The 24,654-nt window shown below is 63.7% G+C and carries 21 protein-coding genes; 9 read left to right on the top strand and 12 right to left on the bottom strand.

Annotated elements, in window-relative coordinates; all coding sequences use genetic code 11:
* Positions 1-3 precede the first annotated feature (3 nt).
* From LB569_RS01020 to LB569_RS01000, 5 genes are all read right to left on the bottom strand, one after another.
* Entirely contained in the window at positions 4-834 is an 831-nt protein-coding gene (locus LB569_RS01020) for a dipeptide ABC transporter ATP-binding protein (RefSeq protein WP_127278113.1), read from the bottom strand.
* Entirely contained in the window at positions 831-1,688 is an 858-nt protein-coding gene (locus LB569_RS01015; RefSeq protein ID WP_224691111.1) for an ABC transporter ATP-binding protein, read from the bottom strand. Before LB569_RS01015 ends, LB569_RS01020 begins: the two co-directional genes overlap by 4 nt.
* A gap of 2 nt (positions 1,689-1,690) precedes the next feature.
* Entirely contained in the window at positions 1,691-2,545 is an 855-nt protein-coding gene (locus tag LB569_RS01010) for an ABC transporter permease subunit (RefSeq protein WP_181173705.1), read from the bottom strand.
* A 70-nt stretch (positions 2,546-2,615) separates the two neighbouring features.
* Positions 2,616-3,623, bottom strand: coding sequence for an ABC transporter permease subunit (locus LB569_RS01005; protein ID WP_056569725.1), 1,008 nt, complete (start codon positions 3,621-3,623; stop codon positions 2,616-2,618).
* Between the two features lie 50 nt (positions 3,624-3,673).
* On the bottom strand, positions 3,674-5,266 hold the full coding sequence (locus LB569_RS01000; RefSeq protein ID WP_224690725.1) for an ABC transporter substrate-binding protein: 1,593 nt from the start codon (positions 5,264-5,266) through the stop codon (positions 3,674-3,676).
* A gap of 468 nt (positions 5,267-5,734) precedes the next feature.
* Here LB569_RS01000 and LB569_RS00995 point away from each other — a divergent pair, with 468 nt between their 5' ends.
* Together LB569_RS00995 and LB569_RS00990 are read left to right on the top strand one after the other, a co-directional pair.
* Positions 5,735-7,720, top strand: a complete 1,986-nt coding sequence (locus LB569_RS00995) for a long-chain fatty acid--CoA ligase (protein ID WP_224536305.1) — start codon at positions 5,735-5,737, stop codon at positions 7,718-7,720.
* Positions 7,721-7,755: 35 nt separating this feature from the next.
* Positions 7,756-8,445, top strand: coding sequence for a class I SAM-dependent methyltransferase (locus LB569_RS00990; protein WP_224691110.1), 690 nt, complete (start codon positions 7,756-7,758; stop codon positions 8,443-8,445).
* Here the strand turns inward: LB569_RS00990 and LB569_RS00985 are convergent.
* Together LB569_RS00985 and pgi are read right to left on the bottom strand one after the other, a co-directional pair.
* Positions 8,429-9,151 (bottom strand): HAD family hydrolase, encoded by a 723-nt coding sequence (locus LB569_RS00985; RefSeq protein WP_224690724.1) that lies wholly within the window; start codon positions 9,149-9,151, stop codon positions 8,429-8,431. The genes LB569_RS00990 and LB569_RS00985 overlap by 17 nt on opposite strands.
* Positions 9,152-9,156: 5 nt before the next feature.
* Entirely contained in the window at positions 9,157-10,800 is a 1,644-nt protein-coding gene (gene pgi / locus LB569_RS00980; RefSeq protein ID WP_411970177.1) for a glucose-6-phosphate isomerase, read from the bottom strand.
* Between the two features lie 322 nt (positions 10,801-11,122).
* Between pgi and LB569_RS00975 the strand changes: the two genes are divergently transcribed.
* Together LB569_RS00975 and LB569_RS00970 are read left to right on the top strand one after the other, a co-directional pair.
* Positions 11,123-12,616, top strand: coding sequence for a PLP-dependent aminotransferase family protein (locus tag LB569_RS00975; protein WP_006202854.1), 1,494 nt, complete (start codon positions 11,123-11,125; stop codon positions 12,614-12,616).
* Between the two features lie 195 nt (positions 12,617-12,811).
* A complete protein-coding gene (locus LB569_RS00970; RefSeq protein WP_224690722.1) occupies positions 12,812-14,398 on the top strand; it encodes a trimethylamine methyltransferase family protein in 1,587 nt (528 codons plus the stop codon).
* Between the two features lie 66 nt (positions 14,399-14,464).
* Here the strand turns inward: LB569_RS00970 and LB569_RS00965 are convergent, their stop codons facing one another.
* The 4 genes from LB569_RS00965 to LB569_RS00950 form a co-directional block, all read right to left on the bottom strand.
* Positions 14,465-14,863 carry a hypothetical protein gene (locus tag LB569_RS00965; protein ID WP_224690721.1) on the bottom strand — a complete coding sequence of 133 codons (399 nt, stop codon included), beginning with the start codon at positions 14,861-14,863 and terminating at the stop codon, positions 14,465-14,467.
* 68 nt (positions 14,864-14,931) lie between these two features.
* Positions 14,932-16,323 (bottom strand): chromate efflux transporter, encoded by a 1,392-nt coding sequence (gene chrA / locus LB569_RS00960; RefSeq protein ID WP_224690720.1) that lies wholly within the window; start codon positions 16,321-16,323, stop codon positions 14,932-14,934.
* Positions 16,320-17,138, bottom strand: coding sequence for a chromate resistance protein ChrB domain-containing protein (locus tag LB569_RS00955; protein ID WP_224690719.1), 819 nt, complete (start codon positions 17,136-17,138; stop codon positions 16,320-16,322). The genes chrA and LB569_RS00955 overlap by 4 nt, the downstream gene beginning before the upstream one ends.
* Positions 17,139-17,371: 233 nt before the next feature.
* On the bottom strand, positions 17,372-19,177 hold the full coding sequence (locus tag LB569_RS00950) for an IlvD/Edd family dehydratase (RefSeq protein WP_224690718.1): 1,806 nt from the start codon (positions 19,175-19,177) through the stop codon (positions 17,372-17,374).
* Positions 19,178-19,328: 151 nt separating this feature from the next.
* Here LB569_RS00950 and LB569_RS00945 point away from each other — a divergent pair, with 151 nt between their 5' ends.
* Positions 19,329-19,778 (top strand): SRPBCC family protein, encoded by a 450-nt coding sequence (locus LB569_RS00945; protein WP_224690717.1) that lies wholly within the window; start codon positions 19,329-19,331, stop codon positions 19,776-19,778.
* Positions 19,779-19,794: 16 nt separating this feature from the next.
* Here the strand turns inward: LB569_RS00945 and LB569_RS00940 are convergent, their stop codons facing one another.
* On the bottom strand, positions 19,795-20,964 hold the full coding sequence (locus LB569_RS00940; protein WP_224690716.1) for an Mrp/NBP35 family ATP-binding protein: 1,170 nt from the start codon (positions 20,962-20,964) through the stop codon (positions 19,795-19,797).
* Between the two features lie 146 nt (positions 20,965-21,110).
* On the opposite strand from LB569_RS00940, the gene LB569_RS00935 reads away from it, so the two are divergent.
* The 4 genes from LB569_RS00935 to LB569_RS00920 all read left to right on the top strand — a co-directional run bounded on the left by LB569_RS00935 (position 21,111) and on the right by LB569_RS00920 (position 24,647).
* Complete coding sequence (locus LB569_RS00935; RefSeq protein ID WP_224690715.1) at positions 21,111-21,488, top strand: VOC family protein; 378 nt, start codon at positions 21,111-21,113, stop codon at positions 21,486-21,488.
* A 91-nt stretch (positions 21,489-21,579) separates the two neighbouring features.
* A complete protein-coding gene (locus tag LB569_RS00930; RefSeq protein WP_140706442.1) occupies positions 21,580-22,479 on the top strand; it encodes a LysR family transcriptional regulator in 900 nt (299 codons plus the stop codon).
* 135 nt (positions 22,480-22,614) lie between these two features.
* Positions 22,615-23,094 (top strand): formate dehydrogenase subunit gamma, encoded by a 480-nt coding sequence (locus LB569_RS00925; RefSeq protein ID WP_140706444.1) that lies wholly within the window; start codon positions 22,615-22,617, stop codon positions 23,092-23,094.
* A complete protein-coding gene (locus tag LB569_RS00920; protein ID WP_140706446.1) occupies positions 23,091-24,647 on the top strand; it encodes a formate dehydrogenase beta subunit in 1,557 nt (518 codons plus the stop codon). The genes LB569_RS00925 and LB569_RS00920 overlap by 4 nt, the downstream gene beginning before the upstream one ends.
* Positions 24,648-24,654: the final 7 nt, after the last annotated feature.

Here is a 24,654-nt window from a genome sequence, read left to right as displayed (position 1 = left end):
GGGTCAGGCCGCCTTTTTCTTCGCCAACCTCGCCTTGATCGAGGCGACGTCGGCGCGCGGTGTGGCGGCGAACAGCGTCCTGGTGTAGCTGTGCTTGGGGTCCGAGAAGACCTCGTCGCGCGAGCCGTATTCGACGGCCTCGCCGAAATACATCACCATCACATCGTCGGCAATGTAGCGCACCACCGACAAATCGTGGCTGATGAAGACATAGGTCAGCTGGAACTCGTCCTGCAGGTCGGCGAGCAGGTTGAGCACCTGCGCCTGCACCGACAGATCGAGTGCGGAAACCGGCTCGTCGAGCACCAGCAGGCTCGGGTTCAGCATCAGCGCGCGGGCGATGGCGATGCGTTGGCGCTGGCCGCCCGAGAACATGTGCGGATAGCGGTTGTAGTGTTCGTGGCCGAGGCCGACCTTCTTCAGCATCTTCATGGCGAGGTCACGCCGCTCGGCCGCCGGCTTGTCGGTGTTGATGAGCAGCGGCTCGCCCAGCACGTCGCCGATCTTCTGGCGCGGATTGAGCGACCCGTAGGGGTTCTGGAAGACGATCTGCACCTTGCGGCGCATCTCCTTGGTCAATCCGCCTTTGGCGATATCGACCTTGTTGCCGTCGATGAACAGCTCGCCCGACGTCGCGGGATCGATCAAGGTGATGATGCGGGCGAGCGTGGACTTACCGCAACCGCTTTCGCCGACGATGGCCAGCGTCTTGCCCTTGTCCACGGTGAAGGAGACGCCCTTGACCGCATGCACCGTGCGCGGCCCGGTGAACAGTCCGCCGCCGATGTGGTAGTCGCGAACGATGTTCTTGCCTTCGAGGACCGTGGTGCTCATGCCGAGGCTCCCGCTGCCGAGGGCGCCGGCTCGAACAGCATGTCGGAAACGGTCGGCAGCCGGTCGCCGACGGCGTTTTCCGGTAAAGCCGACAGCAGCGCGCGCGTGTAATTGCTCTTCGGCGATTCAAACAGCGACAGCACGTCGGCCTCTTCCATCTTGCGGCCCTTGTACTGGACGATGACGCGGTCGGCGGTCTCGGCCACGACGCCCATATTGTGGGTGATCATGATCAGGCCCATGCCGTATTTGGCCTGCAGCGAGACGAGCAGATCGAGGATCTGCTTCTGGATGGTGACGTCGAGCGCCGTCGTCGGCTCATCGGCGATCAAGAGCTTCGGATTGCAGGCAATGGCGATGGCGATCATGACGCGCTGGCACTGGCCGCCCGACATCTGGTGCGGAAACGAGCTCAGCCGATCCTCGGGATCGGCGATGCCGACCAGCGTCATCAGTTCGATGGCGCGCGCCCGGCGCTGGGCACGGTCCATGCCCATATGGAAGCGCAGCACCTCCTCGATCTGGAAGCCGACGGTGAAGCACGGGTTGAGGCTGGCGATCGGCTCCTGGAAGATCATCGAAATGTCCTTGCCGACGATCTTGCGGCGCTCGGACGGGCTGAGCTTCAACAGATCGACGCCGTCGAAGGCCATGCGGTCGGCCTTGACGGTGGCGGTGTTGGGCAACAGCCCCATCACCGCCAGCATCGACACCGACTTGCCGGAACCGGATTCGCCGACGATCGCCAGCACCTCGCGCGGCTCGATCGAAAGGTCGATGCCTTGCACGGCCATGAACGGGCCGGCGGCGGTGTCGAAGGAAACGGTAAGGTTCTTGATCTCGAGCAGCGGCATGCTCACGACCTCTTCAGCTTGGGGTCGAGGGCGTCGCGCAGGCCGTCGCCGATCAGGTTGATGGCAAAGACGGTGATCAGGATGGCGAGGCCTGGGAAGGTCACCACCCACCAGGCGCGCAGGATGAATTCGCGCGCTTCGGCAAGCATGGTGCCCCATTCGGGCGTCGGCGGCTGCGCGCCCATGCCGAGGAAGCCAAGGGCGGCGGCCTCGAGGATGGCGTTGGAGAAGGACAGCGTCGCCTGCACGATCAGCGGGGCGATGCAGTTGGGAAGGATGGTGACCAGCATCAGCCTGAGATGACTGGCGCCGGCAACCTTGGCCGAGACGACATATTCGCGGGTCTTCTCCGCCATCACCGCGGCGCGGGTGAGCCGGGCAAAATGCGGCTGCAGCACGAAGGCGATGGCGATCATGGCGTTGACGAGGCCGGGGCCGAGCACCGCGACCAGCACCAGCGCCAAGAGCAGCGACGGGAAGGCCAGGATAATGTCCATGATGCGCATGATCAGCGTGTCGACCCAGCCACGGCAGTAGCCGGCGAGCAGGCCGAGGATGACGCCCGAGATCAGCGCCGTCGTGACGACGACGAAGCCGATGGCGAGCGAGAAGCGCGAACCGTAGATCAGGCGCGACAGCATATCGCGGCCGACGGCGTCGGTGCCGAGCAGGAATTGCGCGTTACCGCCTTCCTGCCAGGCCGGCGGCGTCAGGAAGAAGTCACGGAACTGATCGTCAGGCGAATGCGGGGCGAGCAGCGGCGCGAAGATGGCGACCAGGATCAGCAGGGCGAAGACGAAGAGCCCGATCACCGCGCCCTTGTTGATCGAGAAATAATGCCAGAACTCGGCGAACATCTGCAGCCGCGCGTCCTGCGGCTTGACGACGGTGGCGGCTTCGATGGTGGCTGGGCCTTCATTGGTCATGTCAATTCGCCCGGATGCGCGGGTTGATGACGGCGTAGAGCACGTCGACGATCAGGTTCACCGACATGACGATCAGCGCGATCAAAAGCAACCCGCCCTGCACGGTGAAATAGTCGCGCTTGGAAATGGCGTCGATCATCCATTTGCCGATGCCGGGCCACGAAAAGATGCTTTCGGTCAGGATGGCGCCGGTGAGCAACGTGCCGACCTGCAGGCCGATGGTGGTGACGACCGGGATCAGCGCGTTGCGGAAGGCATGCAGGCCGATGACGCGGCGTGGCGCCAGGCCCTTGGCGCGCGCGGTGCGCACATAATCCTCGCCCAGCACTTCGAGCATGGCCGACCGCGTCTGCCTGGCGATGACCGCCAGCGGAATGGTGCCGAGCACGATGGTGGGCAGAATGAGGTGCGACACCGCCGAGCGGAAGGCGCCCTTCTGGCCCGAGATGAGGGAATCGATGGTCATGAAGCCGGTCACCGGCTTGAAGAAATAGAGAAGGTCTATGCGGCCGGAAACCGGCGTCCAGTGCAGCGTGCCGGAGAACACGATGATCAGCAACAGTCCCCACCAGAAGATGGGCATGGAATAGCCGGCGAGCGCGGTGCCCATGGTCAGCTGGTCGAACCATGAGCCACGGCGGATGGCGGCGAAGATGCCGAAGGCGACACCGAAGACGACGGCGAAGATCATGGCGAAGATGGCGAGTTCGACCGTTGCCGGGAACCGCACCAGGAAATCCTTGAGCACCGGCGTCTTGGTGGAAAACGAAGTGCCGAAATCGCCACTGAGGATGTTGGTCAGATAGGTAAGATACTGTTGCCAGATCGGCAGGTCGAAACCGAACTGATGCATCAGCGCCGTGTGGCGTTCGGGCGACAGGCCACGTTCGCCCGCAAGCACCAGCACCGGATCACCGGGCAGGATGCGCACGAAGCCAAAGGCGAGGATGGTTATCCCGATAAAGGTCGGGATGATGAGGGCGAGCTTGCCGAGGATATAACGCAGCATGGCGGGCGAGGTGGGGCGGCACCTTGTGGCGCCGCCCCGTTTCGCGAACCTTATTCGGCGATGTCGACGCCGTCAAAGCGGTGAATCCCGAGCGGATCCATCGCAAAGCCGGTGACGGTCTTCTGCATCGGCATGAACACCTTGGAATGGGCGAGCGTCGCCCACGGTGCCTGCTCCTTGAAGATGACCTGTGCCTGTTCGTAGAGCTTGGTACGCTCGGCCTGGTCGGAAACCGTCTTGGCCTTGTTGATGAGCGCATCGAAGTCCTTGTTGCACCATTCCGCGCGGTTGTTCGAACCGACGGAAGCGCAGCTCAGGAGCACGCCGAGGAAGTTGTCCGGATCGCCATTGTCGCCGGTCCAGCCGACGATGACGGCGCCGTCGTGATCGACCGCCGAAGCGCGCTTGAGATATTCACCCCAGTCATAGCTGACGATGTTGACGGTGACGCCGACCTTGGCGAAGTCGGCCTGGATCAGCTCGGCGGTGCGGCGCGCGTTCGGCATGTACGGGCGCGAGACGGGCATGGCCCAGACGTTCATCTTGAGGTCCTTGACGCCGGCCTCTTCGAGCAGCTTCTTGGCCGCGTCCGGATCGTACGGATCGTCCTTCACTTCCTTGTTGTAGGACCACATGGTCGGCGGGATCGGGTTGATCGCCACCTGGCCGGCGCCCTGGAACACGGCGTCGATGATGGCCTTCTTGTTGATGGCCATGTTGAGCGCCTTGCGCACGCGCACATCGTCGAACGGCTTCTGCTGGGTGTTGTACATCAGCGCGCCGACGTTGAGGCCTTCCTGCTCCGCGACCGTCAGGTTCGCATCAGCCTGCAGGCCGGCGATGTCGGCCGGTGCCGGGTAGGACATGATGTTGCATTCGCCAGCCTTCAGCTTCTGCGCGCGCACCGCCGGATCGGTGGTGATGGCGAAGACCAGATCGTCGATCTTCTGCTTGCCGCCCCAATAGTCCGGGTTGGCCTTGTAGCGGATGGCGGCGTCGGTCTGGTAGTCGACGAAGATGAACGGGCCGGTGCCGACCGGCTTCTGGTTGAACAGTTCAGGCGTCTTGTCGGCCTGCAGCTTGTCGGCATATTCCTTGGAGACGATCGAGGCGAAATCCATGCCCAGCGTCGGGATGAAGGTGATCGCCGGCTCCTTCAGCGTGAACTTCACGGTCAGGTCGTCGACCTTCTCGACCTTGGTGATGTTGTCGCCGAACTGGTCATTGTAATACTGGTAGGCGATGCCCGGTATGTACTGGAACCAGGGGCCGTTCTTGTCGACCTGGCGCTCGAAGGAGAACACCACGTCGTCGGCGTTCAGATCGCGCGTCGGGGTGAAGTAGTCGGTGGGCGCGAACTTGACGCCCTTGCGAAGCTTGAAAGTATATTCCTTGCCGTCGTCGGAGATGGTCCAGCTGTCAGCCAGGCCGGGTGAGACGGAGGTCTTGCCGTGATCGAATTCGACAAGGCGGTTGAAGACGGTACGCGAGGACGCGTCGAATGTCTGGCCCGCGGTGTATGGCGCCGGGTCGAAACCTTCAGGCGACGCTTCCGCGCAATAGACCAGAGTTTTCGCGTTTGCCACGCCTCCCAGGACGCTTGCAGCCAGCAACGCGGCTGCAAAAGTCAATTTCTTCTTCATTGAGCACTCCCTGATGTTCTTCCAAGCCCCTCTATCAGGCTCGCGAAGCGCGCATATAAGCACCGTTCTTCCGGCTTTGGAACACCCCGTTTGCTTACCCCTCGGGAAGCAGGAAAAAAATCCGCTATTTTGCTAAATAGCAGAAAAAATTAGCAGTTTTTTCTATTCACAATATTATTAACGACCGCATTTTTTTATTGATCTTGCATCCGCCGACAAAGGGCCGCCCCTCCTCTTCCCCCGGGCCATCGATGCGCAAAGATGCCGGTTCCAGCTGTCGCCGGCGGGAAAGATTTTCGGCGGCAAATCTTTCGGCCTCCTGCCGCTAGGGCAAGACTTGCACCGCCGCCGATAGAGGCAATACATAGATGGATGCTGGCGGCAGCGGAGGACGTCTCTGTCAATTCGGAGATGAGCGCGGCGCAGGCCGACAAGAGACGGCGAACAAGAATTGCTAGGGAGGAACGGGTGGCAAAAGCATCGAAGGTGCCGGTGAAAGCGTCGGCAAGGGCAGTCTCGAAACCGGCCGAAGGCCAGGGCAAAGCCGCCACCAAAGCCACGCCCGCCAGGACGGAAGCAAAAGCCGCCAAGAAGGCGCCGGCGGCGAAAGCGCCGGCGAAAGCCAAGCCCATCGCTAAGCCGGCGGCGAAGGCCGCGCCGGCAAGGCCGTCTGCGGCAAAGACTTCCCCAGCAAAAGCCGGGGCGCCGAAGGCTGTATCGCCAGCGAAGGCACCGGCCGCCCATCGGCGGCTGCCGAAGGCACTGACCGAACTCGCCGCCGGCCTGCCGCAAAAGCCATGGCTCAACAGCTATCCCAAGAACATGCCGGCCGAGATCGGCGCCCTTCCCTACAGTTCCATCGGCGACTTCCTGGTTGGCGCCTGCAAGCAGTTCGCCGGCCAGCCGGCTTTCACTTGCATGGGCAAATCCATCACCTACGCTGAACTCGAACAGCTTTCGGCTGACTTCGGTGCCTACCTGCAGTCCACCGGATTGCAGAAAGGCGCGCGCGTCGCCCTGATGATGCCGAATGTGCTGCAGTACCCGGTGGCGATGATGGCGGTGGCGCGCGCCGGCTACGTCGTGGTCAACATCAATCCGCTCTACACGCCGCGCGAACTGGAGCATCAGCTCAAGGATTCGGGGGCGCAGGCCATCGTCATCCTGGAAAACTTCGCCAACACCTTGCAGGCCGTGGTCGCCAGGACCTCGGTCAAGCATGTCGTCATCGCGGCGATGGGCGACATGCTCGGCGGCCTCAAGGGCACGATCGTCAATCTGGTCGTGCGGCGCGTCAAGAAAATGGTCCCGGCCTGGTCTTTGCCCGGCCATGTCAAGTTCAACGCCGCCCTGAAGGCCGGCCGCGGCATGACTTTCAAGCCGGCCACGGTGACAGCCAACGATGTTGCCTTCCTGCAATATACCGGCGGCACCACGGGCATCTCGAAAGGCGCGACGCTGTTGCACAGCAATGTGCTGGCCAATGTCGCGCAGAATTCGCTGTGGCTGCAGGATGCCTACACCGTCAAGCCGAAGCCGGCGCATCTCAACCTGATCTGCGCCCTGCCGCTCTACCATATCTTCGCGCTGACGGTGAACGCGCTGATGGGCATGCAGATGGGCGGCCAGAACATACTGATCCCCAATCCGCGCGACATTCCCGGCTTCGTCAAGGAAATGGGCAAATATCCGATCCATATCTTCCCGGGCCTCAACACGCTGTTCAACGCGCTGCTCAACAATGAGGATTTTCGCAAGCTCGACTTCAAGCCGCTGCTCCTGACGCTGGGCGGCGGCATGGCGGTGCAAAAGGGCGTCGCCGAGCGCTGGAAGGCGCTGACCGGCTGCCCGGTCAGCGAAGGCTATGGCCTTTCGGAGACCTCGCCGGTGGCGACGGCCAACAAGTTCAGCTCCGGCGAGTTCACCGGCACGATTGGCTTGCCGTTGCCCTCGACCGAGATCGTCATCAGGGACGACGACGGCAACAACGTGCCACTCGGCGAGGTCGGCGAGATCTGCATCAGGGGACCGCAGGTGATGACCGGCTACTGGAACCGGCCTGACGAGACCGCCAAGGTGATGACCAAGGACGGCTTCTTCAAGTCGGGCGACATGGGCTTCATGGACGATCGCGGCTACACCAAGATTGTCGACCGCAAGAAGGACATGATCCTCGTCTCCGGCTTCAACGTCTATCCGACCGAACTCGAGGAGGTCGTGGCGGCGCATCCAGGCGTGCTCGAAGTGGCGGCGATCGGCGTGCCGGACGAGCATTCGGGCGAAGTGCCGAAACTGTTCATCGTCAAGAAGGACCCGGCCCTGACCGCCGAGGCCATCACCGCTTTTTGCCGGGAGAACCTGACTGGCTACAAGCGGCCGAAATACATAGAGTTCAGGACCGAATTGCCCAAGACGCCGGTCGGCAAGATCCTGCGCCGGGCGCTGCGCGAATAGTGGATCTCGCCAACGACGATGTGCCGGACCGGCGCATGCGCCTCGATCCGACGGCGTTCATCAAGGCGAACATGCGCCTTGTACCAGTGCCAGCGCTTCACGAAATCCGGCTCTACACCGCCCACCCGAGCAGCGGGCTGAGGCGCCTTGTCGAAGACGATGATGCCGTTTCTCAGGAGCCGCAACCGCCCTATTGGGCCTATGCGTGGGCAGGCGGCGCCGTGCTGGCGCGTTATGTGCTGGAGCATCCGGAGATCGTGGCGAGCCGCCGCGTGCTCGACCTAGGAGCAGGCTCCGGCATCGTCGGCATTGCCGCCGCAAAGGCCGGCGCGTGTGAGGTTATGGCCGCCGAGGTTGATCGGAACGGCGTTGCCGCGCTGGCGCTGAATGCGGCAGCCAATGGCGTCACGATCACGATAATGGGGAACGACATCACCTCCGGGCCGCCGCCCGCCGTGGATCTGGTGCTCGCCGGCGACGTGTTCTACGGGCAAGGTGTCGCCCTGGAGATGATGCCTTTCCTCGACCGCTGCCTCGCCGCCGGCATCGAGGTGCTGGTCGGCGATCCGGGCCGGGCCTATCTGCCCCGCTCGCGGCTGCGGCTGGTTGCCGAATACAAGGTGCCGGATTTCGGCGAGGCGAAAGACGCCTCGCTGAAGCCGAGCGCTGTCTTTCGCCTTGAGACCGAACTGTCCCTCGCCCTGCCGATCAGACCGTCTCCTTGACCCGCGCAGAAAGGAAATCCGGCAAATCAGCAACCGAATCCAGGATGACGTCGGCGATCTCAGCCAGGGACTCACGCGTACCGGTGCCGGAGAGCACCCCCACCGCCAGGCCGCAGCCGCCGGCGCGTGCCATTTCGAGATCGTGGCGGTTGTCGCCGACCATGGCGATCTCGCTTGGCTTCAGGCCGGTGAGGTCGCAAAAGGCCTGGATGGTGTCGGGCGCGGGCTTGGGGTTCGCCACCGCGTCGTAGCCGTAGGCGGCGTCGAACAGTTGCGCGACGCCGAGCGTGGCCAAGGTCTTCTCCGCGCCGCTGGTCGAATCGTTGGTGGCGACGCCAAGCCGGTAGGATCGCTTGTGCAGCAGGGCCAGCGTGTCGACGATATCGGGCAGCGCCACCGCCATCGCCGAGCCCTGCACCGAGGTGATCTCGTTGAAGCGGGCGACGGCCAGCATCTGGTCCTCGTTGGAGAGGCGCGGGAACCACAGTTCGACGACGTCGAGATTGGTGCCTGAGGCAAAGATGGAGTCGGGCTTGAAGCGCCGGTTGGCGAAGTCGAAGCCGGCGGCCGCCAGCAACCTGTCGGCCTTCCAGCGATCGCCATCGGCCGCGTCCATGGCCATGAAATCGGCGACGCCGAGCCAGGTCGCGTTGAAGTCGACAAGTGTTCCGTCCTTGTCGAACAATATTCCCTTGATGTCTCCCAAGCGCTTCACTCCGAACCACGCAATTGGTGGATGTATCCCACCAGGCCGGCGGTCGATGCATCCCGCTTGGCGGCGCTTTCCTTGCCTTCCACGACAGGCAGCAGGCCGGTGGCCAGTTCCTTGCCGAGTTCGACGCCCCATTGGTCGAAGGAATTGATGTTGAACAGCGTGCCCTCGACGAAGACCCGGTGCTCGTAGAGCGCGATCAGCCGGCCGAAGGTGCGCGGGTCGAGCTTGCGGTAGAGGATGGTCACCGAAGGCCTATTGCCGGAGAAGACACGATGCGGCGCTATTTTGTCGACATCGGCCGGCTTCATGCCCTTGGCCAGCATCTGCGCGCGCGCTTCATCCAGCGTGCGGCCCTTCATCAAGGCTTCCGATTGCGCCAGGCAGTTGGCGAGCAGCAGGTCATGCTGGTGCTTGAGGTCAGGCTCGTGGCCGACAGCGGCGACAAGGAACTCGACCGGGATCAGATCGGTGCCCTGGTGCAGCAACTGGAAGAAGGCGTGCTGGCCGTTGGTGCCCGGCTCGCCCCAGACCAGCGGCCCGGTCGGCGTCGTCACCGGCGTGCCGTCGAGGGTGACGCCCTTGCCGTTCGATTCCATGTCGAGCTGCTGCAGATAGGCCGGCAGCCTGGACAGGCGCTGGTCGTAAGGGATGACGGCGCGGGCTGGATAGCCGCGGATCACCCGGTGCCACCAGCCAACCAGGCCCAGAAGCGCCGGCAGGTTCTTGCGGAGCGGCGCGGTGCGGAAATGTTCGTCCATCTCATGCGCGCCGTCGAGGAAAGCGCGGAAGTTGCGCGGGCCGATGGCGATCATGACCGGCAGGCCGATCGCGCCCCACAGCGAATAGCGGCCGCCGACCCAGTCCCAGAAGCCGAAGACGCGGTCCTGCTCGATGCCGAATTTCGCCACCAGGTCGAGCGCGGTCGAGACGGCGGCGAAATGCTTGCCCACGGCCTCCACACCGAGCGCCTTCTGTACCCAGTCGCGCGCCGTCTGGGCATTGGTCATCGTCTCGACCGTGGTGAAGGTCTTGGACGCGATGATGAACAGCGTGGTCTCGGCCGACAGCCCCTTCAGCGTGTCGTGGATATGGGCGCCGTCGATGTTGGAGACGTAGTGCGCGCGCGGACCGTCATGATAGGGAGCGAGCGCGAGCGTCGCCATGGCCGGACCAAGGTCCGAACCGCCAATGCCGATGTTGACGATGTCGGTGATCTTCTTGCCGGTGGCGCCAGTCGCCTTGCCCGAGCGGATGGCATCGGCGAAGGCGCCCATGGCATCGAGCACGGCAATGACATCCGCCTTGACGTCCTGGCCGTCGACCGTGACACCCTTGCCGCTGAGGTTGCGCAGCGCCGTGTGCAGAACGGCACGGTCCTCGGTGATGTTGATCTTCTTGCCGGCGAACAGGGCGGCGCGGCGGCCTTCGAGATCGGCGGCGGCGGCGAGCTTCTCCAGGAGATCCATGGTCACCGCGTCGACGGCGCATTTCGACCAGTCGAGCAGCATGTCGTCGTCGGTGACGGAAAATGTCTTGAACCGCTGCGGATCGGCGGCGAAGGCCTGGCGCATGTCGCCAGGGGCCGCGGCGCGATGATCGCGCAGGGCGGCAAGCTGTTTCTGGAAGGCTGACTGATCCACTGGCGGGGACTCCTGGCGTTTTGGACGCACCATATCAGACCGGATGTTTCCGGCGCGTGTCGTCGCGCCACAACTATTGAGCCGAATTCCATCCGGTCAATACGCGGCGATGACGCAGCGCATCACGATGCGATGACACAATGTGTCGGACAGCGAGGTGGCCGCGCCTTGGTTCGAGCTTGAAGGATCACTTTTCGAGCTGAAGGATCACTGGCATAAATCCCAAAGATCAGAAAAATTGATTGGCGCAACCCCTTGTGCCACGGTTACGTTCGGCTGGTCCAGCCAAGCAAAAAAAGCTGGCCATCGAGGAACATCTTCCATGCCACAGAGAAACGACACGGCGATATGGTCCGGCCTGTTCCGGATTTCGGCCGAATCCGGCCAGACCCTGCAGGCGCAGATCCGCCAAGCCATCGTGGCCGCCATTCTCGACCGCCAGATCGCCGCTTCGATGCCGCTCCCCTCCTGCCGGATCCTGGCCGAAAAACTCGGCGTGGCGCGCGGAACGGTGGTGCTGGCCTTCCAGCAACTCGTCGACCAGGGATTCCTGGTGGCGCGCGAGCGGCGCGGTCATTTCGTCAATCCCGACGTGCTGGCGACACCCGCCAAGCCGCACCAGAAGGCGCCCGACCAGGCCAACGAGATCGACTGGAAGGCGCGCCGGCAGATCGCCGCGAGCGACATGCCGCCGCCGGCGAAGCATGACAACTGGATCAAGTCGTCTTACCCCTTCGTCTACGGCCAGTTCGACCCGGCGCTGTTCCCGACCGCCGAATGGCGCGAGTGCAACCGCATGGCGCTGGCCGTGCTGGAGATCCGCAACTGGGCCTCCGACATGGTCGACCGCGACGATCCGCTGCTGATCGAGCAGATCCAGGCTCGGCTGCTGCCCCGGCGCGGTATTTTCGCCAATCCCGACGAAATCATCGTCACGCTGGGCGCCCAGAACGCGCTCTATATGCTCGCCTCGCTCTTGATGACCAAGGGCTCGAAAGTGGCGATGGAGGATCCGGGCTACCCAGACGCACGCTCGATCTTCCGGCTCGCTGGCGCCGACATCCAGCCGGTGCCGGTCGACCAGTCCGGCATCGTAACGTCCTCAATTCCCAGTGATTCCGGCTTCGTATTCGTCACGCCCAGCCATCATTGCCCAACCATGGTGCCGCTGTCTGCGGAGCGGCGGCAGGATCTTCTGGCGCGCGCCAACCGGCACAACCAGATCATCATCGAGGACGGCTATGACAGCCAGCTTCTCGACGAGGCGCCGCAGCAGGCGCTGAAGAGCCTCGATCGCTCCGGCCGCGTCGTCTATGTCGGCTCGATGTCGAAGACGCTGGCTCCCGGCCTGCGGCTTGGCTACATCGTGGCTTCCGCTGGACTAATCGCCGAGCTCAGGGCACTGCGCCGCTTCATGCTGCGCCATCCGCCGGCCAACAACCAGCGCGCCGTGGCGCTCTTTCTGTCGCTCGGCCATCACGAGGCGCTGGTGCGGCGGCTGTCGAGTGCCTTCGACGAGCGGCGCAAGCGTCTGGTCCATGCGATTTCGGCTTTCCTGCCGGAATGGCGTTCGACCGATTCGGCCGGCGGCACCTCGCTTTGGCTGGAAGGGCCACGGGGTACCGATTCCCGCGGTTTGGCCGAGGCCGCCGCCTCGCGCAGCGTCATCATCGAGCCGGGCGACCGCTTCTTCGACCGCACCGAAAAGCCTTCGCGTTTCATGCGGTTGGGCATTTCCTCGATCGCGCTGCAGCATATCGAACCGGGTATCCGCGAACTCGCAACCGCCGCTGGCCGCAGGCCCGCCGCCGCCTGATCCCTTCTCCAATTTTCTGATGGGAGCCGCCCTTAAGTGGCTCCCATTCCCCTTTTCCTGGCATACTCGACTGGACCCACTGGCTCATAGGCTGTGCCAATGTCGGCGGCATAGTCGTGGCACAAAGGGGAAGAAGCAGGCCGATGGTGGACCAACCGCCGCGCTCTGCCTCTCGAAAAAGGTGGAGTGTTTTCCATGTCAGTGGTTCTTGAAAAGCAGGACGCGGCGGACCAACGTTCACGCCGCTCCGGCGGACGCGAAGCGCGCCGCGCCATGCGGGCGGCGCCGCTCGCCGACGATATCAAGCCGGTGCGCGCCGGCCTCGAGGGCGGCAGCTACGGACCGCTCAAGGGCAATGATCAGGAGCGCATCCATGAGGCGGTGCTGACGCTGCTGGAGACCGTCGGCTTCGCCAACGCCATCCCCTCCTGCATCGAGGCGCTGACCAAGGCCGGCGCCACCTATGGCGACGACGGACGCATCCGTTTCCCGCGCGCGCTGGTGCTCGACACGATCAGACGAGCGGCACGGAATTTCACCCTGCACGGCCAGGATCCCAAACACGACATGGTAATCCAGGGCAAGCGCGTGCATTACGGCACGGCCGGCGCCGCCGTGCATCTGGTCGATGTCGAGAAGCGCGAATACCGTGAGTCGCTGCTGCAGGACATCTATGACGCGGCCCGCATCGTCGAAGGGCTCGACAACATTCATTTCTTCCAGCGGCCGATGGTGCCGCGCGACATTCCCGATCCCCTCGAAATGGACTTCAACACGCTCTATGCCTGCGTGATGGGCACGTCCAAGCATGTCGGCACCTCGTTCACGGTGCGCGAGAACGTGCAGCCGGCGCTGGAAATGCTCTATGCGATTGCCGGCGGCGAGGAGAATTTCCGCGCCAGGCCATTCGTGTCGAACTCGAACTGCTTCGTCGTGCCGCCGATGAAATTCGCCGAGGACGCCTGCGGCGTGCTCGAAGCCTGCGTCGAGGGCGGTATTCCGATCCTGCTCTTGTCGGCCGGACAGGCCGGCGCCACGGCGCCTGCGGCGATCGCCGGCGCGGTGGTGCAAGCGGTGGCCGAAGTGCTGGCTGGTCTCGTCTATGTCAACGCCATCAAGCCGGGGCATCCGGCGATCTTCGGCACCTGGCCGTTCGTGTCCGACCTGCGCACAGGGGCAATGTCCGGTGGCTCGGCCGAGCAAGCCGTACTTACAGCGGCCTGCGCCCAGATGGCACAATATTACGACCTGCCGGGCGGTTCGGCCGCAGGCATGACGGATTCGAAACTACCCGACATCCAGTCAGGCTATGAGAAGGGCATCACCGACGTGATGGCCGGCCTTGCCGGGCTCAACCTCGTCTATGAATCGGCCGGCATGCACGCCTCGCTGCTCGGCTTCTGTCTGGAAAGCCTGATCATCGACAACGACATGTTGGGACACTGCCTGCGCTGCGTGCGCGGCATAGAAGTGACCGACGAAGCGCTGTCGATCGACACCATCGCCGAGGTCTGCCTGAACGGCCCGGGGCACTATCTCGGCAACGAGCAGACGCTGCGGCTGATGCAGACGGAATATTTCTACCCGGCCGTGGGCGACCGTTTTTCGCCGAAGGAATGGAACGAGAAGGGCCGGCCCGACATATTGCAGCGCGCGATCATCGAAAAGAAACGCATCCTCGCCGAGCGCTTTCCGCGCCATGTGCCAAAGCTGCTCGACGACAAATTGCGCGCCCGCTTTGGCGAGATGATCAAGCTGCCGCGCGCCAACATGGGCGGCTGAGCGCAGCTTCTAGATTTTTTCGCAATTCCGGGCGGAAAAACGCTTCAAACTTTTCCTGGAATTGCTCTATTCCGCAGCCAGCCCGTAGCGTTCGACGACTTCGGCGTTGATCAGCTTGGCGTGCAGCGCCATCAGCACGATCTGGGCATCGAGGCCGTCGCCGGTTTCGAGAGCCGCCTCGATCCGGCGCTCGGCGTCGAGCCGCTGTTGGGGACCTTGCGCACGCTCGAAGGTTTCGGGTCCGGCGATGCAGTAGCCGAACAGGGTCGCCACCCGAGGATAGGCCTGCGGCGGCGGTTCATCCGGCCAGTGGTCCTTCATCAGATTGACGATGGTGAGTTTTACGCCCTCCGGGACCAGGGCCGGGTGCAGGTCGGCGCCGCGCAAGGCGGCATCGAGCTGCCGCAGATCACCCGAGCGGCCGAACATGCCGAGAAAGCCAAGGGAAGAGCGTCGTCCCGCCATTGATAGTCCAATCCGTTTACAACCAATTAGGTGATTGGCCGGCGGAATACAAAGGCGCTGACCGGCGTCTATCCACCCACCACCAGCAGCAGGACACCGGCCAGGGCCGACCCGGCAAGTGTCGGCAGCATGCCGATCCTCAGCTTGAGGATGGCGATCATGGCGGCACAGGACAGCAGCGCGGCGCGCCAGTCGATCGACGACGGCACCGGCACATTCATGCCGAAGCCCAGTCTGCGCACGTCGTGAAAGATGACGTGCAAGGCAAACCATAGAGCGAGGTTCAGAATGACGCCGACGACGGCGGCGGTGATGGCGCCGAGCGCGGCCGACAGCGCCTTGTTGCCGCGCAGGGCCTCGATGTAGGGCGCACCGAGGAATATCCAGAAGAAGCACGGGGTAAACGTAACCCACAAGGTCAGCAGCGCTCCAAGCGATCCGTCAAGCAACGGATCCAGCGAGCCGGCATGGCGAAACGCGGCAAGGAAGCCGACAAACTGCAACACCAGAATGAGCGGCCCCGGCGTGGTTTCGGCAAGCCCGAGGCCATCGACCATCTCGCCGGGTGCCAGCCAGCCGAAGGACTCGACGGCGGCCTGTGCGACATAGGCAAGAACCGCGTAGGCACCACCGAAGGTGACCACCGCCATGAGGCTGAAGAAGCCGCCGATCTGCGTCCATACGCTGCTTGTCCCGGTGAGTGCGGAGATCAGCAGGACCGGCCCGAGCCAGATCGGCAGCCAGATCGCGATGGTGCGCGGCGCATGCCATCGTGTTGGCCTGGTGTGGGCCAGTTCGCCACGCTCGAACATCAGGTCGACCGCTCCTGTGATGTCGGGAGCATCGTTCTTGCCGTGCGCCGCGCCGGAAAACAGGGCCGGCGCGACACGGATTCCCATCCATCCCACCAGACCCGCAACCAGGACGATGAGCGGGAACGGGACGCTGAGCACATAGGTGCCGAGAAAGGCGCAAAGCGCGATCGCCACCATCGCCCGGTTCTTCAAGGCGCGGCGGCCGATGCGGATCACCGCCTCGACCACCACCGCGAGCACGGCGGCCTTCACCCCGAAGAACAGCGACTCGACCAGCGGCACATCGCCGTAGAGCGCATAGAGGATGCTCAAGGTGAGCATGACAAGCGCACCGGGCACCACGAACAGGATACCGGCGACAAGGCCGCCGATCGTCTTGTGCAGCAGCCAGCCGATATAGATGGCGAGCTGCTGGGCCTCGGGACCGGGCAGCAGCATGCAGTAGTTCAAGGCATGCAGGAAACGCTGCTCGCCGATCCAGCGCCGCTCCTCGACCAGTTCCTTGTGCATGAGCGCGATCTGGCCTGCCGGCCCGCCGAAGCTCAGCAAGCCGATCTTCGCCCAGAGTTTCGTGGCTTCGCGGAAGCTCGGAACCGCCGGCGCGTCGACGATGTCGGCATTTTTCCCCGAAATGAGGCTGCTCATGATGGCTTCGCCCCGCTCGGCCAGTTGTGCGTCTCCTCGGTGGCGTCGCGGCACCAGCGAAAGAACGCGTCATAGAGAAGCATGCCGGCGTCCAGCTGCTCCAGATCGTCGCGGAACATGCGTGACAGGCCAAGCGAGGCGGCAAGGAATCCGGCGGCTTGGGGAACGAGATCGAGCCTGGCGGTGTCGGCCGCGCGCACGATCGTGGCAAGGCGATCGAGTGCCTGGGATTCCAGCCCGAACTCCTCGATCATCGTGTCGAAGGTGCAGCGTTCGCCGCGATGGCTCCAGAACACATTGTCGATGTCGAACGGCACGGCCTGGAAGCGGTCGGCGACAGCCAGCACTTCGGCCGCCTCGACAAAGAGGAAGACCGCATGCGGATCGACGAAGCGCCGGATCAGCCAGGGGCAAGCGACGCGATCGACCTTGGGACGAGCCCGCGTAACCCAGACGGTGCGGCCCTTTTCATCGCGCGACGGGATCTTGGCGGCATGGACCAGGAGGCCCTTGGCATCGCGCCAGGCCTCGAAACCGCCTTCGAGGGATTCGGCGGCAACGCCCTGGTGCCGCAGCCAGGCGGCCACGCCTTGCGAAAGCTTTTGCCCCCTCTGGCAGACCACGGCCACCTGGCCGCCGGCAAAGTCGTTTGCCCAGGCCGAGACGGTCTTGAAGTCGCGCCGGCGCGAGGCCGGCAGCAGGCGCGGATCGGCGTCGAAATCCTCATCGATGCGGACATCGACAATTGCCGGCGCGCCCGGCAGACCAACCAGACGGGATAGTTGCTGTACGGTAATTTCGGTTGTTGACGGCATGGCGTCCACCTCCTGAAAAGAGAAGCCTGGACGCGAACATTGGGCTGACGCCTCACGGGGTGGTCGCGATGCACCCCTTGCGATGATGTTGGAATTGTCGGGCAGTCTTGTCAAGGACGGAGCATTCGCGGCTGCGCCGCCAGAATGGCGGCCGGATCGATCCGGCCGCCGCTCCTCGTCCATCCATCATCCGGGACCAGCCAGGAACAATCGATGACTATTCCGAGGAATAATCAGTGATTGTCGCGAGGCACGCCCATGGTGTGGGCGACATCCTGGTATTTCACCGCCGGCTTCAGCACCATGCCGGCCGAGAACTGGTCGACCATGCCGCGTTGAATCTCCTGCCAGGGCGTCTGGTGCTTGGGATAATGGTAGCCGCCATCTTTCTGCAACTCGGCACGCCGCCGCGTGATCTCGTCATCGCTGACGAGGATGTTTGCGGTGCCTTTCCTCAGGTCGATGCGGACGCGGTCGCCGGACTTGAGCAACGCCAGTCCGCCGCCGACCGCGGCTTCCGGCGAGGCATTCAGGATCGACGGCGAGCCCGACGTGCCGGACTGGCGGCCGTCGCCGATGCAGGCCAGCGCGTGGATACCCTTCTTGATGAGGTAGGCCGGCGGTTGCATGTTGACGACCTCGGCGCCGCCGGGATAGCCGACCGGGCCGGCGCCGCGCATGAACAGGATGGTGTGCTCGTCGATGCCTTGCGCCGGGTCGTCGATGCGGGCGTGGTAATCCTCCGGCCCATCAAAGACCATGGCGTTGCCCTCAAAGGCTTCCGGATCGTTCGGGTTCGAGAGATAGCGCTCGCGGAATTCGGGCGAGATGCCGCTCATCTTCATGATCGCCGAATCGAACAGATTGCCCTTGAAGTTGATGAAGCCGGCATTGGCCTTCAGCGGCTCGGCCACGGTGCGGATGACGTCGGTGTTCTCGTTGGCGACCCCCTTGCAGTTGTCGCCGATCGACTTGCCGTTGACGGTCAGGGCATCGGGATGCGGCAGCATTCCAGCCTTCATCAGCTCGGCCACCACGGCAGGCACGCCACCGGCATGGTGATAGTCTTCGCCAAGATATTCGCCCGACGGCTGCAAATTGACGATGAGCGGCACGTTGAGGCCGACCTTCTGCCAGTCGTCATTGTCGAGCGGCACGCCGAGATGGCGGGCAATCGCGTTGAGATGGATCGGCGCGTTGGTGGAGCCGCCGATCGCGGAATTGACGACGATGGCGTTTTCGAAGGCCGCGCGGGTCATGATGTCGGACGGTTTGAGATCCTCATGCACCATGTCGACGATGCGTTTGCCGGTCTCATAGGCGATCTGGCCGCGCTCGCGGTACGGTGCGGGGATGGCGGCCGAACCCGGCAATTGCATGCCGAGCGCCTCGGCCAGCGAATTCATTGTGGTGGCGGTGCCCATCGTGTTGCAGTAGCCCGTGGACGGCGCCGAGGACGCGACGATATCCATGAACTCGTCATAGTCGATCTCGCCGGCCGACAGGCGCTGGCGCGATTCCCAGACGATGGTGCCCGAGCCGGTGCGCTTGCCCTTGTGCCAGCCATTGAGCATCGGGCCGACCGACAGCGCGATGGCCGGAATGTTGACGGTGGCCGCCGCCATCAGCAAGGCAGGCGTGGTCTTGTCGCAGCCGATGGTCAGCACGACGCCGTCCAGCGGATAGCCATAGAGCACTTCGACAAGGCTGAGATAGGCGAGGTTGCGGTCGAGCGCGGCGGTCGGGCGCTTGCCGGTCTCCTGGATCGGGTGGCAGGGGAACTCGAAGGGAATGCCGCCCATCGAGACGATGCCTTCGCGCACGCGCTTGGCGAGCTCGATGTGGTGCCGGTTGCAAGGCGAAAGATCGGAGCCTGTCTGGGCGATGCCGATCAGCGGCTTGCCCGACATCAGTTCGGCGCGCGTCAGCCCGTAATTCAAATAGCGCTCGAGATAGAGAGCCGTCATCCCCGGATTGTCGGGATTGTCGAACCACTCCTGCGAGCGGAATTTTTTCTTTTTCGTGGGGGCGCCGGCCATCATGGTCTCCGTATTTGTATGACAAATCGATATGACAACGCGCCGATGCAGGCAAGGGGCACGCGTGATCTGAATCCGGACTTTGGTGCGATAGACAGCTATCGAGCCGCGCGCTACGACCAATCCGACATCGGCGATCGGGGAGGTTTTGATGGCTTTGGTGATCGAAGGCGAGGAACGTATCGCCGCACCCGTGCAGAAAGTGTGGGAAGCGCTGAATGACCCGGCCGTCCTGAAGGACGCCATTCCGGGCTGCCAGAGCCTGGAAATGAAATCGCCGACCGAGATGGCGGCGACGGTGGTACTGAAGATCGGGCCGATCAAGGCGACGTTCAACGGCGAAGTGACGTTGAAGAACCTCAAGCCGCCGCATGCCTACACCATCCAGGGCGAAGGCAAGGGCGGCATTGCCGGCTTCGCCAAGGGTGGCGCCGACGTCACGCTGACCGCCGACGGGCCGGACGCGACGGTCCTCAAATATGCGGCCAAGGCGGAAGTCGGCGGCAAGATCGCGCAGCTCGGCAGCCGGCTGATCGAATCGACCTCGAAGAAACTGGCCGGACAGTTCTTTTCGACGTTTGGCGAAAAGGTCGGCGGCTGATCCCCCCCTTGAGGGGTCACTCAAACACGATGTTCGGCACCGCCGCTTCCGCCGCGCCGCGTTCCTCATTGACCCTGTCCCAGACCTTGGAAGCGATATCGCGGTAGATTTTCGCCTCGGCGCCATCCGGTTTCGAGACGACGACCGGCGTGCCGGCGTCCGAGCTTTCGCGAATGCCCATTTCGAGCGGCACCTCGCCGAGGAAGGTGACGCCCAGGCGTTCGGCCTCGCGGCGCGCGCCGCCATGGCCGAAAATATCGTAGCGCTTGCCGGTATCCGGGGCGAGGAAATAGCTCATGTTCTCGACGATGCCGAGCAGCGGCACGTCGACTTTCTTGAACATATTGAGGCCCTTGCGGGCATCGATCAGCGCCAGGTCCTGTGGCGTCGAGACGATGACGGCGCCGGCCAGCGGCACCTGCTGGGCCATGGTGAGCTGGGCGTCGCCGGTGCCGGGCGGCATGTCGACGACGAGCACGTCGAGCCGCCCCCATTCGACCTCGCGAAGCATCTGCGTCAGCGCCGACATCACCATCGGCCCGCGCCAGATCATCGGCGTCTCCTCATCAACGAGGAAGCCCATCGACATCACCTTGAGGCCGTAATTCTCCATCGGCTTCAGAATCTTGCCGTCGACCGTCTGCGGCCGGCCGTGGATGTTGAGGAGCCTCGGCATCGACGGGCCGTAGATGTCGGCATCGAGCACGCCGACCCGCAGGCCATTGGCTGCCAGGCCGAGGGCGATGTTGACGGCGGTGGTTGACTTGCCGACGCCGCCCTTGCCGGAGGCAACCGCGATGATCGCCTCGATGCCGGGCACGCCGCGCTTGCCTGAGCCGTGCGAGGCGGGAGCCTGTGGCGCGGGGCGCTGCGGCGGCGCCGGAGGTACGTGCCTCGGTGCCGGACGTGCGGGAACCGGCGCCTCCATGCCGCCGCCCTTCTTTTCGGCCGTCAGCGCCACCACGGCGCCGGCGACACCGGGAATGGCCTTGACGACGCGTTCGGCGGCGGCGCGCAGCGGTTCCATCTCCTGGGCGCGCGCGGCGGGAACGGTGATTGAGAAGAACACTTTCGAATCGGCGATGAAAATCTCCGAGACCATGCCGAGATCGACGATGTTGCCGGTGAAGTCAGGTCCATTGACCGTCTTCAGACGCTCGGTGACGATTTCCTTGGTGACGGACATGGTTGCTGTTCCCTGGCTTTCGGCTGCAGCTCACATAGTGCAGAACGCGGGCGGCTCCAAGCGCCAGGCAAGGTGGCGGTCGTCAAGCGGCCTGGGTGACCTATTTCCATGACCAGAAGGAATGACAACCAGGGAAGGAGACGATCATGCTTGCAAACAGCAATGCCACAGCAAACCTCGCCGTGAAGGACCTGGCGAAGGCCAAGGCCTTCTATGAGGGAACACTCGGCCTGGAACAGGTGCACGACGAGGGCGGCGAACTGATCGTGTATAAAAGCGGCGACACCACCATCAATGTCTATCGTTCCCAATTCTCCGGGACCAACAAGGCGACTGCGGTGACCTGGATGGTCGGCGACAAAATCGCCGATGTCGTCAATGGCCTCAAGTCGAAGGGCGTCGCCTTCGAGCATTACGAGATGCCTGGCCTGACGATGGAGGGGGACCTCCATGTCGGCGGCGGCATGAAAGTCGCATGGTTCAAGGACCCGGACGGCAATATCCTCAATCTCGTGGATCGGTAAATCTCGGCCATCGGGCAGCGCGGCGCGAGATCTGGATGATCGAGTACAACATCATCTGGCGCGGCGCCGGCGCGCCGGATAGCTTCCGCCAATGATCGACAAACTCGAATTCTTCATCGCTCTGGCCAGGGAAGAGCATTTCGGCCGCGCGGCGGAAGTGTGCGGCGTCACCCAGCCGACGCTGTCGGCCGGCATCAAGCAGCTCGAAGGCCAGCTCGGCGTCATGCTGGTCAATCGCGGGTCGCGATTCCAGGGGCTGACGCCGGAGGGCAAGCAGGTGCTGGTCTGGGCACGCCGCATTGTCGGCGACTCCAGGACCATGCGCGAGGAGATGCGCGCCGCCCGCCACGGCCTTTCAGGCCGAATCCGCATTGCCGCCATTCCTACCGCGCTCGCCATGGTGGCGCGGCTGACGACGCCATTCCGCGACAAGCACCCGGGCGTCACCTTCTCGATCCTGTCGCGCACCTCGATCGAAGTGCTGTCGCTGCTCGGCAATTTCGACGTCGATGCCGGCATCACCTATCTCGACAACGAGCCGCTCGGACGGGTGACCAGCGTGCCGCTCTATGACGAGCGCTATCAATTGATCACCGCCATCGGAAATCCCTATTCCGACCGCGACAAAGTGACATGGGCGGAGATCAGCCAGTTGCCGCTCTGCCTGTTGACGCCGGACATGCAGAACCGCCGCATCATCGACCAGCATCTGGCGGAAGCCGGCGTGCAGGTGCGGCCGACGCTCGAATCCAATTCGATGATCGTGCTGTTCTCGCACATCCGGACTGGCAAATGGTCATCGATCATGCCGCTCAACCTTGCGGAAACATTCGGTTTTTCCGAACCGATCCGGGCTATCCCGATCGTCGAGCCCGATGCCAGCCACACGGTCGGCCTGGTGGCCGCGCCACGGGAACCGCACACGCCGCTGGTGCAGGCGCTGCTGGACGAGGCGATGGCGCTGGCAGACGATTTCCGCGCGCACCGCTAGGCTAGAGAATGGCGGCTGGGCGCGATTGATAGAAGATTTCTATCAAGCGACGGATCAGCTTTATTGATTTCACCGGTTTCCTCTGTTTTTGTAACGACTTAGCGCTAGAACGCTATCGACCAGGGAGGGCGCTGCATGACGATGCAGCCTGCAAGTACCGAGATCGCATCGCGCACGGCGGCGATTGTTCAAGACCTGAAGGACCTCGAAGGTCCGCTGCTCCCGATCCTCCATGGCATCCAGGAGGAGTTCGGCCATGTGCCGCAGGCGGCAGTTCCCGTCATCGCCGATGGGCTGAATCTCTCCAGGGCCGAAGTGCACGGCGTCGTCACCTTCTATCACGATTTCCGTGCCCGCCCGGCTGGCCGGCACGTGCTGAAGCTCTGCCAGGCGGAAGCCTGCCAGTCGATGGGTTCGGACGCCGTCGCCGCCAGGATCAAGCAGTTGCTCGGCATCGATTTCCACGAGACCACGCGTGACGGATCGGTTACGCTCGAGCCGGTCTATTGCCTCGGGCTGTGCGCCTGTTCGCCGTCGGCGATGCTGGACGGCGAGGTGATCGGGCGGCTCGATGACGAAAAGATCGACGAGATCGTCGCCGAGGTGCGCGCATGACCCCCCGCATCTACATTCCCGGCGATTCCGGCGCGCTGGCGCTGGGCGCGGAAAAGGTCGCCAAAGCGATCGCAAACGAGCTTGCCGAGCGCGGCATCGAAGCCAAGATCGTGCGCAACGGCTCGCGCGGCGCCTATTTCCTCGAACCGATGGTCGAAGTGGCGACAGCCAATGGCCGTGTCGCCTACGGGCCGGTGAAGCCGTCGGACGTGAAAAGCCTGTTCGACAGCGGCTTCCTCAAGGGCGGGCATCACAAGCGCTGGCTCGGCGCGCCCGACAAGATCCCGTTCCTCGCCAAGCAGACACGCCTGACCTTCGCGCGCTGCGGCATCAACGACCCGCTGTCGCTCGATGCCTACAAATCGCTCGGCGGATTGAATGGCCTGCGGAACGCGGTGGCCATGGCGCCCGCCGACATCGTCAAACAGGTGACGGAGTCCGGTCTGCGCGGCCGTGGCGGCGCCGGCTTCCCGACCGGCATCAAATGGAAGACGGTGCTCGATACGACATCGGAACGCAAATACATCGTCTGCAACGCCGATGAGGGCGACAGCGCCACCTTCGCCGACCGCATGATCATGGAGGGCGACCCCTTCGTGCTCATCGAAGGCATGACCATCGCCGGCATCGCCACCGGCGCGACCAAGGGTTTCGTCTATATCCGCTCGGAATATCCGCATGCGGTGGCGGTCATGAACAAGGCCGTCGAGATCGCCCGCAAGGCCGGCGTACTCGGCGTCAATGTGCTCGGCTCGCCCAATGCTTTCGACATGGAAATCCGTGTCGGCGCCGGCGCCTATGTCTGCGGCGAGGAAACCTCGCTCTTGAACAGCCTGGAAGGCAAGCGTGGCGTGGTGCGCGCCAAGCCGCCGCTGCCCGCGATCCAGGGCCTGTTCGGCAAGCCGACGGTGATCAACAACGTCATCTCGCTCGCTTCCGTGCCCATCATCATGGACAAGGGTGCCGCCTTCTACAAGGATTTCGGCATGGGCCGCTCGCGCGGCACGATCCCGATCCAGATCGCCGGCAACGTCAAGCAAGGCGGCCTGTTCGAAACCGCTTTCGGCCTGACGCTGGGCGAGATCGTCGACGAGATCGGCGCCGGTACGGCGACAGGCCGTCCGGTCAAGGCGGTGCAGGTCGGCGGGCCGCTCGGCGCCTACTTCCCGCGCGCGCTGTTCGACACGCCGTTCGACTATGAAGAATTCGCCAAGCGCGATGGACTGATCGGCCACGCCGGCATCACGGTTTTCGACGATACCGCCGACATGCTGAAACAGGCACGCTTCGCCATGGAATTCTGCGCCATCGAAAGCTGCGGCAAGTGCACGCCTTGCCGCATCGGCTCGACGCGCGGGGTGGAGACCATCGACAGGCTCGCCGCCGGCATCGAGCCGGAAAAGAACCTCGCTCTGGTCACCGACCTCTGCAACACGATGAAGTTCGGTTCGCTCTGCGCCTTGGGCGGCTTCACGCCCTACCCGGTGATGAGCTCGATCACGCATTTCCCCGAGGATTTCAAGCCCGCGCCAGCGCGCGTGGCTGCCGAATAGGAGCTGG

This window comes from Mesorhizobium sp. BH1-1-4, from assembly GCF_020165665.1.
Taxonomy (GTDB): Bacteria; Pseudomonadota; Alphaproteobacteria; order Rhizobiales; family Rhizobiaceae; genus Mesorhizobium.
The sequence above is the reverse complement of the archived record's forward strand: the minus strand, read 5'-3'. Positions and strand labels throughout refer to the sequence as shown.